This is a genomic window from Paraburkholderia sartisoli (genome assembly GCF_900107685.1).
Taxonomy (GTDB): domain Bacteria; phylum Pseudomonadota; class Gammaproteobacteria; order Burkholderiales; family Burkholderiaceae; genus Paraburkholderia; species Paraburkholderia sartisoli.
Genome location: NZ_FNRQ01000002.1, coordinates 744,722 through 758,665, shown reverse-complemented (window position 1 = coordinate 758,665; position 13,944 = coordinate 744,722). Strand labels below are relative to the sequence as shown.

At 64.4% G+C, this 13,944-nt stretch carries 12 protein-coding genes; 4 read left to right on the top strand and 8 right to left on the bottom strand.

The features are described from left to right. The first annotated feature begins 104 nt into the window (after positions 1–104). The 3 genes from dnaK to pabB all read left to right on the top strand — a co-directional run bounded on the left by dnaK (position 105) and on the right by pabB (position 5,385). The gene (gene dnaK, locus BLV45_RS10655) at positions 105–2,060 is read left to right on the top strand and encodes a molecular chaperone DnaK (RefSeq protein ID WP_090532514.1); all 1,956 of its coding nucleotides are present in this window, start codon (positions 105–107) and stop codon (positions 2,058–2,060) included. A 267-nt stretch (positions 2,061–2,327) separates the two neighbouring features. After that, positions 2,328–3,464 carry a molecular chaperone DnaJ gene (gene dnaJ / locus BLV45_RS10650; protein ID WP_090532512.1) on the top strand — a complete coding sequence of 379 codons (1,137 nt, stop codon included), beginning with the start codon at positions 2,328–2,330 and terminating at the stop codon, positions 3,462–3,464. 25 nt (positions 3,465–3,489) lie between these two features. After that, the gene (gene pabB / locus BLV45_RS10645; RefSeq protein ID WP_090532510.1) at positions 3,490–5,385 is read left to right on the top strand and encodes an aminodeoxychorismate synthase component I; all 1,896 of its coding nucleotides are present in this window, start codon (positions 3,490–3,492) and stop codon (positions 5,383–5,385) included. Positions 5,386–5,475: 90 nt separating this feature from the next. On the opposite strand, the gene panB is transcribed toward pabB, so the two are convergent. The 7 genes from panB to BLV45_RS10610 are packed head-to-tail and all read right to left on the bottom strand — an operon-like array spanning position 5,476 to position 11,735. Continuing rightward, positions 5,476–6,291: a 3-methyl-2-oxobutanoate hydroxymethyltransferase gene (gene panB / locus BLV45_RS10640; RefSeq protein ID WP_090532506.1), complete on the bottom strand. Its 816-nt coding sequence runs from the start codon at positions 6,289–6,291 to the stop codon at positions 5,476–5,478. A gap of 33 nt (positions 6,292–6,324) precedes the next feature. Further along, positions 6,325–7,005, bottom strand: coding sequence for a deoxynucleoside kinase (locus BLV45_RS10635; RefSeq protein WP_090532503.1), 681 nt, complete (start codon positions 7,003–7,005; stop codon positions 6,325–6,327). Beyond that, the gene (gene folK / locus BLV45_RS10630; protein ID WP_090532500.1) at positions 7,002–7,550 is read right to left on the bottom strand and encodes a 2-amino-4-hydroxy-6-hydroxymethyldihydropteridine diphosphokinase; all 549 of its coding nucleotides are present in this window, start codon (positions 7,548–7,550) and stop codon (positions 7,002–7,004) included. Before folK ends, BLV45_RS10635 begins: the two co-directional genes overlap by 4 nt. 47 nt (positions 7,551–7,597) lie before the next feature. Further along, the gene (gene pcnB, locus BLV45_RS10625) at positions 7,598–9,211 is read right to left on the bottom strand and encodes a polynucleotide adenylyltransferase PcnB (RefSeq protein WP_090532498.1); all 1,614 of its coding nucleotides are present in this window, start codon (positions 9,209–9,211) and stop codon (positions 7,598–7,600) included. Beyond that, entirely contained in the window at positions 9,208–9,894 is a 687-nt protein-coding gene (locus BLV45_RS10620) for a histidinol-phosphatase (RefSeq protein ID WP_090532496.1), read from the bottom strand. The genes pcnB and BLV45_RS10620 overlap by 4 nt, the downstream gene beginning before the upstream one ends. Next, positions 9,887–10,639 (bottom strand): DnaA regulatory inactivator Hda, encoded by a 753-nt coding sequence (gene hda / locus BLV45_RS10615; protein WP_090532494.1) that lies wholly within the window; start codon positions 10,637–10,639, stop codon positions 9,887–9,889. Before hda ends, BLV45_RS10620 begins: the two co-directional genes overlap by 8 nt. Before the next feature lie 22 nt (positions 10,640–10,661). After that, positions 10,662–11,735 carry an AI-2E family transporter gene (locus BLV45_RS10610; RefSeq protein WP_090532492.1) on the bottom strand — a complete coding sequence of 358 codons (1,074 nt, stop codon included), beginning with the start codon at positions 11,733–11,735 and terminating at the stop codon, positions 10,662–10,664. Between the two features lie 95 nt (positions 11,736–11,830). Between BLV45_RS10610 and purM the strand changes: the two genes are divergently transcribed. After that, a complete protein-coding gene (purM, locus tag BLV45_RS10605) occupies positions 11,831–12,886 on the top strand; it encodes a phosphoribosylformylglycinamidine cyclo-ligase (protein WP_090532490.1) in 1,056 nt (351 codons plus the stop codon). Between the two features lie 76 nt (positions 12,887–12,962). Here purM and miaA read toward each other — a convergent pair whose 3' ends face one another. Then, positions 12,963–13,928: a tRNA (adenosine(37)-N6)-dimethylallyltransferase MiaA gene (gene miaA / locus BLV45_RS10600; protein ID WP_090532892.1), complete on the bottom strand. Its 966-nt coding sequence runs from the start codon at positions 13,926–13,928 to the stop codon at positions 12,963–12,965. Between the last annotated feature and the right edge of the window lie 16 nt (positions 13,929–13,944).

Genomic DNA, 13,944 nt, shown 5'->3' with positions numbered 1-13,944 from the left:
CGCACTTATTTTGTGTGCAGGTATGAATTGAAGGCGAAATGCGCGGCCAGTCCTCAAGGGCGGCGGGCCTTTCGCGGCGATCCAAGTTCAGGAGATCAGGAAAAATGGGCAAAATCATCGGTATTGACCTCGGCACCACGAACTCGTGCGTGGCGATCATGGAAGGCAACTCGGTCAAGGTGATCGAAAACTCGGAAGGCGCGCGCACCACGCCGTCGATCATCGCGTACATGGAAGACGGCGAGATTCTCGTCGGCGCGCCGGCCAAGCGTCAGTCGGTCACGAACCCGAAGAACACGCTGTACGCCGTCAAGCGCCTGATCGGCCGCCGCTTCGAAGAAAAGGAAGTGCAGAAAGACATCGGCCTGATGCCGTACAAGATCATGAAGGCCGACAACGGCGACGCATGGGTCGACGTGCGCGACCAGAAGCTGGCTCCGCCGCAAATTTCGGCGGAAGTGCTGCGCAAGATGAAGAAAACTGCTGAAGACTACCTCGGCGAGCCGGTCACCGAAGCCGTGATCACGGTTCCCGCGTACTTCAACGACAGCCAGCGTCAGGCGACCAAGGATGCCGGCCGCATCGCCGGTCTGGAAGTGAAGCGGATCATCAACGAACCGACCGCAGCCGCGCTCGCGTTCGGTCTCGACAAGGCCGAAAAGGGCGACCGCAAGATCGCGGTGTATGACCTGGGTGGCGGCACGTTCGACGTGTCGATCATCGAAATCGCCGACGTTGACGGCGAAATGCAGTTCGAAGTGCTGTCGACGAACGGCGATACGTTCCTCGGCGGTGAAGACTTCGACCAGCGCATCATCGATTACATCATCGGCGAATTCAAGAAGGAACAAGGCGTCGACCTGTCGAAGGACGTGCTCGCGCTGCAACGCCTGAAGGAATCGGCTGAAAAGGCGAAGATCGAACTGTCGTCGAGCGCGCAGACCGAAATCAACCTGCCGTACATCACGGCGGACGCGTCGGGCCCGAAGCACTTGAACCTGAAAATCACGCGCGCGAAGCTCGAAGCGCTGGTTGAAGAACTGATCGAACGCACGATCGAACCGTGCCGCACGGCGATCAAGGACGCAGGCGTGAAGGTCGGCGAGATCGACGACGTGATTCTCGTCGGCGGCATGACGCGTATGCCGAAGGTGCAGGAAAAGGTGAAGGAGTTCTTCGGCAAGGAGCCGCGCCGTGACGTGAACCCGGACGAAGCCGTCGCCGTGGGCGCCGCGATTCAGGGCCAGGTGCTGTCGGGCGACCGTACGGACGTGCTGCTGCTCGACGTGACCCCGCTGTCGCTCGGCATCGAGACGCTCGGCGGCGTGATGACGAAGATGATCAACAAGAACACGACGATCCCGACCAAGCACGCACAGGTCTACTCGACGGCGGATGACAACCAGGGCGCCGTGACGATCAAGGTGTTCCAGGGCGAACGCGAAATGGCGTCGGGCAACAAGCTGCTGGGCGAGTTCAACCTGGAAGGCATTCCGCCGGCACCGCGCGGTGTGCCGCAGATCGAGGTGAGTTTCGACATCGACGCGAACGGCATTCTGCACGTCGGCGCGAAGGACAAGGCGACCGGCAAGGAAAACCGCATCACGATCAAGGCGAACTCGGGTCTGTCCGAGGCTGAAATCGAAAAGATGGTGAAGGACGCGGAAGCGAACGCAGAAGAAGACCACAAGCTGCGTGAGCTGGCCGATGCCCGTAACCAGGGCGACGCGCTCGTTCACAGCACGAAGAAGGCGCTGACCGAGTACGGCGACAAGATCGAAGCCGAAGAGAAGGAAAAGATCGAAGCCGCGCTGAAGGACCTCGAAGAAACGCTGAAGAGCGGTTCGAGCGACAAGGCTGCGATCGAAGCGAAGATCGAGGTTGTGGCAACGTCGTCGCAGAAGCTGGGCGAAAAGATGTACGCCGACATGCAGGCTGCCCAGCAGGGTGCGGCAGGTGCAGCGGGTGCGGCAGCCGGTGCGGGTCAATCGCAGGGCGGCGCGAGCCAGCCGGAAGACGACGTCGTCGACGCCGAGTTCAAGGAAGTGAAGAAGGACTAGGCCGGGTTGGACGCCAACCGCAAGGCGGCGCATTGGAAGCGATGCGCCGCCCGGCTGCAGAACGGTTCGCGGCCCGTCCGGGCGTGTGACCGCGAGTCGATGATGAGCGCGCCTGGCGAGCCCTTTGGGTTCTCCGGGCACATTTGTTTTATGGAGGGCGCGGATTTTGTCCGTTGTAATGGATAAAAACGCGGCCGGACGAGTCGGAAGACTCCAGCATTCATAAGGAGCCGCCGCGCCGGATTGCGCGGCTGGCGTTGAACCGAAATGGCGAAACGGGATTACTACGAGGTTCTGGGCGTCGCGAAGAACGCGAGCGACGACGAAATCAAGAAGGCTTATCGCAAGCTCGCGATGAAGCACCACCCCGACCGCAATCCGGGCAACAAGGATGCGGAAGAGCATTTCAAGGAGGTGAAGGAAGCCTACGAAATGCTCTCGGACTCGCAAAAGCGCGCGGCGTACGACCAGTACGGCCACGCGGGCGTCGATCCGAACATGGGCGGAGGTCAACAGGGTTTCGGTGGCTTCGCCGACGCTTTCGGCGACATCTTCGGCGACATCTTCGGCCAGGCGGCCGGTGGCGCGGCACGCGGCGGTGGCCGCGCGGGTCCGCAGGTGTACCGCGGCGCCGATCTGCGCTACAGCATGGAAATCACCCTCGAGCAGGCCGCGCACGGTTACGACACGCAGATCCGCGTGCCGAGCTGGGTCTCGTGCGAAATCTGCCACGGCTCTGGTGCGAAACCGGGCACCAAGCCGGAAACCTGCCCAACCTGTAGCGGTTCCGGCGCGGTGCGGATGTCGCAGGGTTTCTTCAGCATCCAGCAGACCTGCCCGAAGTGTCACGGCACTGGCACTTACATTCCCGAGCCTTGCACACACTGCCATGGCGCAGGCAAGACCAAGGAAACCAAGACGCTCGAAGTGAAGATTCCGGCCGGTATCGACGACGGCATGCGGATCCGTTCGGCCGGCAACGGCGAGCCGGGTATCAACGGCGGTCCGTCGGGTGATCTGTACGTCGAGATTCACATCAAGCAGCACACGGTGTTCGAACGCGACGGCGACGACCTCCATTGCCAGATGCCGATTCCGTTTACGACGGCGGCGCTCGGTGGTGAAATCGAAGTGCCGACGCTGGCGGGCCGCGCGAGCTTCACGGTGCCGGAAGGCACGCAGTCGGGCAAGACGTTCCGTTTGCGCGCGAAGGGCATCAAGGGCTTGCGCTCGAGCATCGCGGGTGATCTTTACGTACACGTGCAGGTCGAGACGCCGGTCAAGCTCACCGAAGGCCAGCGCGAGATCCTGCAGCAGTTCGAGAAGTCGCTCATCGAGGGCGGCGCGCGGCACAGTCCGCAAAGCAAGAGCTGGTTTGACCGGGTGAAGAGCTTCTTCGATTAACAGAAGGCTGAGGTTGGCGGTACCCATGGTGACTGACGAACGCGGCACCGTGTTCGCGTTGCTCGACGACTGCGACTCGACGGCGGCACGTCGGACGAGTCGTCTGTACACGGGTTTTGTGCGCGAGCGCGCGTGCGCGGATGCCGGCGCGCTCGACACAGTGTGCGACGCCGTCGCGGCGGATCTGCGCGACGGTTTGCACGCCGTTGTGCTCGGTGACTATGAATTCGGCCGGAATCTGGTGCTTCAGGACTCAAGCCGGTCGCAAAAAACGCAGCGTGGCGATGCCACGCTGCGTTTTTTATTGTTCGAACGATGCGAAAAGCACTCGCGCGACGAAGTCGATGCGTGGCTCGCCGCGCGCGATGGCGGCGCAGCGGAGCCTTCGATGGCGGGCGTTGGCGGCATGCGTGAAAGCGTCGACAAAGCCGGGTTCGAACAGGCCATTGCCGGCGTCCATGAAGCGCTGCGTGCCGGCGATTCGTATCAGGTCAACTACACGTACCGGCTCGATTTTGACGTGTTCGGCACGCCGCTCGCGCTGTATCGACGGCTGCGGGCGCGCCAGCCGGTGCGTTACGGCGCGCTGATCGCGTTGCCCGACGACCGGTGGGTGCTGTCGTGCTCGCCGGAACTGTTTGTCGAAAAAGAAGGCCGCACGCTGCACGCGCGGCCGATGAAAGGCACGGCGCCACGCTCGCCGGACCCGCTGACCGATCGACAGCTCGCCGAATTCCTCGCGAACGATCCCAAGAATCGCGCCGAAAACGTGATGATCGTCGACCTGCTGCGAAACGATCTTTCGCGGGTCGCGGAGACCGGCTCGGTGAACGTGCCCGCGCTCTTCACCGTCGAGCCCTACGCATCGGTGTGGCAGATGACGTCGACCGTCGAAGCGCGGCTGCGCGCGTACACGTCCTTCGCCGATATCATCCGGGCGTTGTTCCCGTGCGGCTCGATCACGGGCGCGCCGAAGCATCGCACGATGCAGTTGATCGACGCGCTCGAAAGCACGCCGCGCGGCCTTTATACCGGCGCGATCGGCTGGCTCGATGCGCCGTCGCTGTTGCCCGCGCCGGCGCAAGACACGGAAGACGTCTGCGGCGATTTTTGCCTTTCCGTCGCGATCCGTACGTTGACGCTCTGCGCGTCCGGTCTGGATGGCGCGCGGCAGGGCAAACTGGGCATTGGCGCGGGCATCGTGCTCGACAGCGTCGCCGCTGATGAATACGCGGAGTGCCGGTTGAAAGCGCGATTTCTGTCGGAAGCCGATCCGGGCTTCCAGCTGTTCGAAACGATGTACGCGACGCGCGAAAACGGCGTGCGGCATCTGGAGCGGCATCTCGCGCGCATCGGTGCGAGCGCACGGTACCTCGGCTTCGCGTTCGACGAAGCGGCAACGCGTGAACAGATCGTCGCGCAGTGTTCGCAACTAACGGCAGAAACGCCACACCGCATGCGGCTGGCAGTCGACAAGCGCGGCGCGACGCAACTAACGGCCGCGTTGCTGGCGCCGCTGCGGGGCGGGATGGTCGGCGTGCTGTTTGCGTCCGATCACGGTTACAGTGCGATGCAGGCAGGCGACGCGCTGCTGCGCCACAAGACGACGCGTCGCGCGGAATATGATCGCGCGTGGCACGAAGCGGAGTCGATGGGCGCCTTCGACATGCTGTTTTTCAACGACCGTGGTGAACTGACCGAAGGCGGTCGCACGACAGTCTTCGTCAAGTGCGACGGGCGCTGGTGGACGCCGCCGCTGTCATCGGGCGTGCTGCCGGGGGTGATGCGTAGCGTGCTGCTCGAGGACACCGACCTGCAGGCCGCCGAGCGTGTTCTTGTGCGCGCGGACGTGGAGCGCGCGGAAGCATTGGTACTGTGTAATGCGCTGCGTGGAGCGCTAGCGGCGCAGTTGGCAGGCTGAACGGCAAGCACCGGGACGGGGTGCAAGCGGTCTTGCCAGCCGGTGTGAACAGCGGAGCGGGGCGCGGCTCCGCCGCACCCGCCATCACCGTCAAAACGTATGCTCGGTTCCCGGAAACGAGCCGTCCTTCACCGCCCGCACATACGCCTCGACCGCGGCAAAAATCCCCGTCTGGCCCTGCATGAAGTCCTTCACGAAACGTGGCCGCTTGCCGGGGAAAATGCCGAGCATGTCGTGCAGCACGAGCACCTGACCCGAGCAGTCGAGCCCCGCGCCGATACCGATCGTTGGAATTTTCAGCTGTCTGGTGACTTCCGATGCGAGCAGCGTCGGCACGGCTTCGATCACGATCAGTTGCGCGCCCGCGTCCTGGACGGCAAGCGAGTCGCGCAGCAACTGGCTCGCGCCCGCTTCCGTCTTGCCCTGCACCTTGAAGCCGCCGAACGCGTGGACCGATTGCGGCGTGAGCCCAACGTGCGCGCACACCGGAATCGAGCGCTCGACCAGAAAGCGGATGGTATCCGCCAGCCATTCGCCGCCTTCGAGCTTCACCATCTGCGCGCCGTCGCGCATCAGCTTCACGGAACTTGCGAACGCTTCGGCCGGCGTGCCGTAGGTGCCGAACGGCAGATCGGCGACGATCAGCGCGGACGGCTTCGCCCGCGCCACGCAGGCCGTGTGGTAGGCGACGTCATCGAGCGTGACGGGCAGCGTCGTCGAATGACCCTGCAGCACGTTGCCAAGCGAATCGCCGATCAGCAGCACGTCGACACCCGCGCGATCGAGCAGCGCCGCGAAGCTTGCGTCGTAGCAGGTGAGCATGGCGATCCTGTCGCCGGCTTCACGCATTGCCTGCAGTTTCGGCACGGTAACGGCGTTGCGGCTCGTTTCCTGCAAATAGGTCATGACAGTCCGTGGGAATAAGAAGCGCGACGCCGCTTACAGCGACGTGCCTTTGACAAAGAATTCCTTGCGACCGCGCATCGATTCCATGCGTCCGATCAGAAGTGCAAGGTCCGCGTCCGATTCGAGCGGATTCAGATGTTCAGCGTTCACCGTGAGTACGGGCGCGCCGTCGTAGTGATAGAAAAATTCATTGTATGCGTCGCACAGCGCGCGCAGATACGCATCGGAAATCTGTAGCTCCATCGGCAGCGCGCGCTTCTGGATGCGCGAAAACAGCACCTCCGGGCTCGCCTGCAGATAAACGACCATGTCCGGCGCCGGCCCCGACGCGTCGACCCGCGCGGCGAGCGCGCGATACAGCTGCCATTCGTCGTCGGGCAGCGTGAGACGCGCGAACACGTCGTTCTTCTGCGTCATGAAATCGGCGATGAGCGGGGTACCCGCCGACCACGCCTGTGCGATGTCGCGCACCTGTTGCGCGCGCTGCAACGCGAAGTGAAGCTGCGTCTGCAGCGCAAAGCGCGACGTGTCGCGGTAAAAGCGCTCGAGAAACGGATTTTCCTGCGGCCGTTCGTAGATCGCGTGCATCGACCAGCGCTCGGCGAGGCGATGCACGAGCGACGTCTTGCCGACGCCAATCGGGCCTTCGATCGCGAGATAGCGGAACGGCGATCGCAGATCCGGCGCGACGACGGTGAGCGGTGTGGAATTCATCGGCAACCGCCTCCGGACGATTCGGCTTTCCTGCCCGTCAGCGCGCCGAGCACCGGGCACTGACAGGGCGATTTCATTTTTTCGATGCGCTGCGACGCGACCGCTTCAAGAAATGAGGCGGCGCGGCCGCGCTGCGGAATGATTAGCGTCGGGTCGATCTCGACGAGCGGCACGAGCACGAACGCACGCTCGGTGAGACGGGGATGCGGCACGATCAGATCCGGCTCGTCCATGCAGTGGTCGCCGAAAAGCAGGATGTCGAGATCGAGCGTGCGCGGTGCGTTACGAAAGGGACGCTCCCGGCCGAAGTGATGCTCGATCGTATGACACAGCGCGAGCAGAGGGCGCACGGGGAGCGTCGTGTCGATCTTCACGACACAGTTGAAATAGTCGTCGCCACCCGCGTCGATCGGGGCGGTGCGATACATGCTCGACTTGGCGAGCACGGCGATGGTGTGCTGTTGTGCGAGACACACAACAGCGTCTTTCAGGGTCTGGCGCGCGTCCCCGAGATTCGCGCCGAGGCCGAGATAGGCAACCGTCATGGCATAGCTTCCTGCGACTTACGTTCGACGACGCGTGCCGGACGCGGTCAGTCTTCGTGCGAGCTGTCGGGGCTCGCATCGCTGGCTTCACGCGTTCCTGCGGTCGTGCCGCCCTCCATTCCATCGCCCGGCTTGCGGCTTCTGGCGCCACTGCTGCGCCGCCGTCGTTTTCTGGGCATCCGGTCCTTCCCGCCTTGCGCGAGCAATGCTTCGCGCGCGGCGATGTCTCCATCGATGAAATCCGTCCACCACTGACCGACCGACTCGTCGAGTTCGCCCGATTCGCAGCGTAACAGGAGGAAATCATACCCTGCTCTAAATCTTTGGTGTTCCAGCAGCTTCAGCGCGCCGCGGCCCGAGCGTTTTTCGAGGCGCAACTGCAGGCCCCAGATCTCGCGCATGTCCGACGAGAAACGCTTGTGGATCGCGAGTTTCTCGGTCTGCATGTCGAGCACGTCGTCCATCGCGCGGTGCAGCGCGGGCACCGGATATTCGCCGTTCGCCTCGTATTGCTGCCAGCGTTGCTGCATGTCGTGCCACAACAGCGTGGCGAACAGGAAGCCCGGGGAAACCGGCTTGCCGGCGCGCACGCGGTCGTCGGTGTTGGTGAGCGCGAGCGTGATGAACTTCTCGCCCTGCGGCTGTTCGAGCACGACGTCCAGCAGCGGCAGCAGCCCGTGGTGCAGGCCCTCCTTGCGCAGACGCGTGAGACACGCGAGCGCATGACCCGAGAGCAGCAGCTTCAGCATTTCGTCGAAGAGACGCGCGGCCGGCACGTTGTTGATCAGGTCGGCCATTTCGGCGATCGGCGCGCGCGTGTTGTCCTCGATCTCGAAGCCGAGCTTCGCGGCGAAGCGCACGACGCGCAGCATGCGCACCGGATCTTCGCGAAAACGCGTGGCCGGATCGCCGATCATGCGCAAGAGACGCGCACGCATGTCGGCCATGCCGTTGTGGTAATCGAGCACCGTCTCCGTCGCCGGGTCGTAATACATCGCGTTGATCGTGAAGTCGCGCCGCGTGGCGTCTTCGTGCTGCTCGCCCCAGACGTTGTCGCGCAGCACGCGCCCGCTTGCGTCGACCGCATGGGTGCGGCGGTCGAGTTCGTCGCGCTTCAGGCGGCGCGGCGGCGGGGCGTCGGCGGCCGGCGGATCGACCAGCGCGCGGAACGTCGAGGTTTCGATGATTTCCTGGCCGAACTGCACATGCACGATCTGAAAACGCCGGCCGATGATGCGTGCGCGGCGGAACAGCTTTTGCACCTGATCGGGCGTGGCGTCGGTCGCGACGTCGAAGTCTTTCGGCGCGATGCCGAGCAGCAGATCGCGCACCGCGCCGCCGACGATGAACGCGCGGTGGCCCGCCTGCTGCAACCCCTCGGTCACGCGGATCGCGTTCTTCGAGATCAGCGATGGATCGATGCCGTGAATGTCGGACGAGATGATGACGGGCACGTCCGGGTCGGACACGGCCTTCGCGCCGGAGGCGCGCGCCGGCTTGCGGCGTGCTTTCGTGGCCGGACCGGCCGCGGCGCCAGCGGCGTTGCGGCCGGCGCGGGTGCCAGCCGGTTTGTCTGCCCCGGAAGGCGCGGTACCGGCGTTCGGGGCGTCAGCGGGTGCCGGATCCTGTCCGAACAGCTTGCGAATGAATTTTTTGATCACGTGGGTTGAAAGAGTTCGAGGATGCGCCAGCCTTTGGCCTGCGCGTGGGCGCGCAAGGTGTCGTCGGGATTGGTCGCGATCGGGTCGGTGACTTTTTCGAGCAGCGGGATGTCGTTGTGCGAATCGCTGTAGAAATAGCTGCGCTCAAAATCCGACCATGTCTTGCCGAGCGAAGCGAGCCACGCCTCGGTACGGACAATCTTGCCTTCTTTATAGCTCGGCGTGCCAGTAGGCCGTCCGGTGTAGTCCGAATGCGGATGACCGTCGACGGTTTCCGCTTCGCAGGCGATCAGCTTGTCGACGCCGAACACTTCGGCGATCGGCGCGGTGATGAATTCGTTCGTCGCGGTGACCATGCAGCACAGGTCGCCGGCGTCGCGATGCACGCGCACGAGTTCGAGCGCGGCCGGCACGATCGCGGGCTTGATCACTTCGTGCATGTACTTCTGGTGGAATCCGGCCAGTTGCGCGCGCGAGTACTTCGACAGCGGCGTGAGCATCGCGACCAGGTACGCGTGAATGTCGAGCTGGCCGGCCTTGTAGTCGGCAAAAAAGCGGTCGTTTTCACGCGCGAAGTTTTCGGCGTCGACCATGCCGTGCTTCACCATGAAGCGTCCCCATTCGTGGTCGCTATCAGTGGGAATGAGCGTGTGATCGAGGTCGAAGAGTGCAAGGTTAGTCATGAGGGCCCATTTTACTTGAAGCGGATGAAGACGGCGCCGTTCTGGGGTCGGCACCGTTTTCGGGCGACGCGAGCATGGCGCGCAGCAGCGGCAGGGTGACCGCGCGCTTCTGTTCCAGCGAGAAGCGGTCGAGCGCGTCGAGAAGCGCCATCAGGCTCGGCATGTCGCGGCGAAAGTGCGTGAGCAGGTAAGCCGGGACGTCGTCGGCGAGCGCGATGCCGCGTTCGCGCGCGGCGCGCTTGAGTACGGCCGCCTTACGCTCGTCGGGCAGCGGCGCGAGGTGGAAGACGAGGCCCCAGCCAAGCCGCGTGCGCAGGTCCTCGCGTACCGCGAGGCCCATCGGCGCGGCGTTGCCGGTCGCGACCAGCGCGCTCGTGGGGTGCGCGCGCACCTCGTTGAAGAGATTGAAGAGCGCGATCTGCTGCGCGCCCGACAGGCCGTCGCAGTCGTCGATCGCGTAGAGCGCGACCCGCGGGTCGAACGCGAACGCCCCGAGGCCGCTTTGCGGGCTCGCGAAACGCGCGAAGCCGGGCTGCGCGTTCTCGACCAGTGCCTTCAGCAGATGGCTGCGGCCGCTGCCGGTTTCGCCCCAGATGTAGAACGTGCGGTCGGCGACCGGGCCGACGGCGAGCGCGCCTTCGAGCTCACGCAGGCGCGTGACCAGCTCGGCGTTGGTGCCGGCGAAGAAATTGTCGAATGTCGATGGCGGTGGGGTGCCGAGATCGAGCGTCAGTTGACGAAGCACAATAAAAACCGGAGTCAGTTACTTACTTGTAAAGCGCGCTGGCCAGATAGCCGGCGCGCATCTCGCGCAGCGCGACCGACAGGATCGCGCTGACAGGCAACGCGAGCAGCACGCCAAAAAACCCAAACAGTTGCCCGAATGCGAGCAGCGCGAAAATCACCGCGAGCGGATGCATGCCAATGCGCTCGCCGACGAGCCGCGGCGTCAGGATGAAGCTTTCGAGAATCTGCCCGACGCCATAGACGAGCGCCACCGCGCCGAAGCCGTACCAGTCGCCGAACTGCAGCGCGGCGGCGACGAGCGCGAGAATCAGGCCGGTCGCAAAGCCGATATACGGGATAAATACCGCGAGCCCGGTGAAGATGCCGACCGGCAGCGCGATCTCGAAGCCCGCGATGAAGAGCGCGAGCGCATAGTACACGGCGAGCACGCCCATCACGAGCAACTGGCCGCGCAGGTACTGCGAGAGCATGTGGTCCATGTCGGTGGCGAGCTGGATCGTCCTGTCGTACCAGCGGCGCGGAATGAAGAGCTGGACGCGCGCAAGCATCGCGTTCCAGTCGTACAGCAGATAGAACAGCACGAGCGGCACCATCACGACATTACCGACGACCGAGATCATCACGTTGCTGCTGGTGCGGATCGAGGTCCACGCGTAGAGCGCGACCGTCTGCGCGCTGCCTTCCAGCTGACCCATCACCAGATCGCGCACGCTCGCGAAATCGAGCGTATCGGGGACGCCGAGCAGCGCGAGCTTCGGTTGCAGCCAGTCATGCGCGTGCAAGAAAAACCGCGGCACCTGCTGCTTCAGCTGTGGACCTTCCTTCTGCACGACGGCGAGCACGAGCAGGACGAGCGCTGTCATCAGCAACGCGAAAATCAGGATCATCAGCAGCGCGGCGAGGCCGCGCGGTACGCGCCGGCGCACGAGCCACGCGACGCCCGGCTGCAGGATGTACGCGAGAATCGCGCCGAGCAGGAACGGCGTGAGAACCGGGCTCAACAGCCACAACAGGATGCCGAGCCCGAGCGCGATAGCGACCCAGATGAAGGCTTGACGCTGATACGGCGTCAGAACAGGCGAATTCTGCTGCAAGGCGGGTTTTCCTGGGATCGTCCGAATGGATGAATTCCAGCCTCGCGGCCGGCATCGGGTAAAATCGCATTTTACCGACCTTCCCGCTCTTCCCCATGAATCAACCGAAATCCGCCCCTGACGCCCAAGGCCTGTCGTATCGCGACGCCGGCGTGGACATCGACGCGGGCGACGCCCTTGTCGACGCGATCAAGCCCTTTGCCAGAAAGACCTTGCGCGACGGCGTGCTGGGCGGTATCGGTGGTTTCGGTGCGCTGTTCGAAGTGCCGAAAAAGTATAAGGAGCCGGTGCTCGTTTCGGGCACCGACGGCGTCGGCACGAAGCTCAGGCTGGCGTTCCAGCTGAACAGGCATGACACGGTCGGCCAGGATCTGGTCGCGATGAGCGTCAACGACATCCTCGTGCAGGGCGCCGAGCCGCTCTTCTTCCTCGACTATTTCGCGTGCGGCAAGCTGGACGTCGGTACCGCGGCGACGGTCGTGAAGGGTATCGCGCAGGGTTGCGAGCTGGCCGGCTGTGCGCTGATCGGCGGTGAAACGGCGGAAATGCCGGGCATGTACCCGGACGGCGAATACGATTTGGCCGGTTTCGCGGTCGGCGCGGTCGAAAAGAGCAAGATCATCGACGGCAGCACGATCGCCCCGGGCGACGTGGTGCTGGGCCTGGCATCGAGCGGCATTCATTCGAACGGCTTCTCGCTGGTGCGCAAGATCATCGAGCGCGCGAATCCGGATCTGAACGCCGATTTCGACGGCCGTTCGCTCGCCGATGCGCTGATGGCGCCCACGCACATCTACGTGAAGCCGTTGCTCTCGCTGATGCAGACAATCGCCGTGAAGGGCATGGCGCACATCACCGGCGGCGGGCTCGTCGAAAACATTCCGCGCGTGCTGCGCGAGGGCCTCACGGCCGAGCTGGACCACCGCGCATGGCCGCTGCCGCCGCTCTTCGGCTGGCTGCAGAAGCACGGCGGCGTGGCGGACGCGGAAATGCATCGCGTGTTCAACTGCGGCATCGGGATGGCGGTGATCGTGTCGGCTGACGCCGCTGAGCAGGCGATCGGCTTGCTGTCGGCGGCGGGCGAGCAGGTGTGGAAGATCGGCACGGTGCGTCAGAGCAGGGAAGGTGAGGCGCAGACTGTCGTGGTCTGATAGCGCTGATCTTTGCTTCAGGAAATCAGGAAAAGCCGTCTGACTTGAACCGTCAGGCGGCTTTTTTATTGCGCCGTCACCGCGCGGCCATGTCGCCGACGACGCTTTCGATCGCCGCGAGCGCCTGCTGGGTCGCATCGGTCGCGCAGCAGTCGATCACCACACGTTCGGGCATCGCGCGCAGCCACGTAAGCTGGCGCTTGCACAACTGGCGCGTCGCGAAGACGCCCTTGTCGCGCATGGTGTCGTAGTCCGTCTCGCCGTCGAGATACGACCAGACCTGCCGGTAGCCGACGCATCGCATCGAAGGCAGCCCGGGATGCAGATCGTCGCGTGCATGCAGGCGCCGCACTTCGTCGACGAGGCCCGCCGCGAGCATCGCATCGAAGCGCCGTTCGATGCGCGCATGCAGCACGCTACGGTCCGACGGTTCCAGCGCGACTGGCGTGAAGCGCCAGGGCCGCGCGGCTTCGTCGATGCGTGCCGGCGCCTCCAGCAGCGTCGACATCGCCTGGCCCGTCAGCAGGAACACCTCGAGCGCGCGCTGGATGCGCTGCGAATCGTTGGGCGCAAGGCGCGCCGCCGTGACCGGGTCGACCGCCGCGAGACGCGCGTGCAGGGCGGGCCAGCCTTCGCGGGCGGCGTCCGCGTCGAGCGTCGCGCGCACGTCGGGGTCGGCGCCCGGCAGATCGTTCAGCCCCTGCGTCAGCGCCTTGTAGTACAGCATCGTGCCGCCGACCAGCAGCGGCACGCGCCCGCGCGCCGTGATTTCACCGACGAGCCGCAGCGTATCCGCACGAAAATCGGCGGCCGAATACGCATCGGCCGGATCGACGATGTCGATCAGATGATGCGGCGCGAGTGTGCGCTCTTCGGCGGTGGGTTTGGCCGTGCCGATATCCATCTCGCGATAGACGAGCGCCGAATCGACGCTGATGATCTCGACCGGCCGTCGCGCCGCGAACGCCAGCGCGGCGGCCGTCTTGCCCGATGCGGTCGGCCCGAGCAGGCAGGCGATCGGCGTGGTTTCGTGTGACGTCATGTGCGAGCGCATCGGG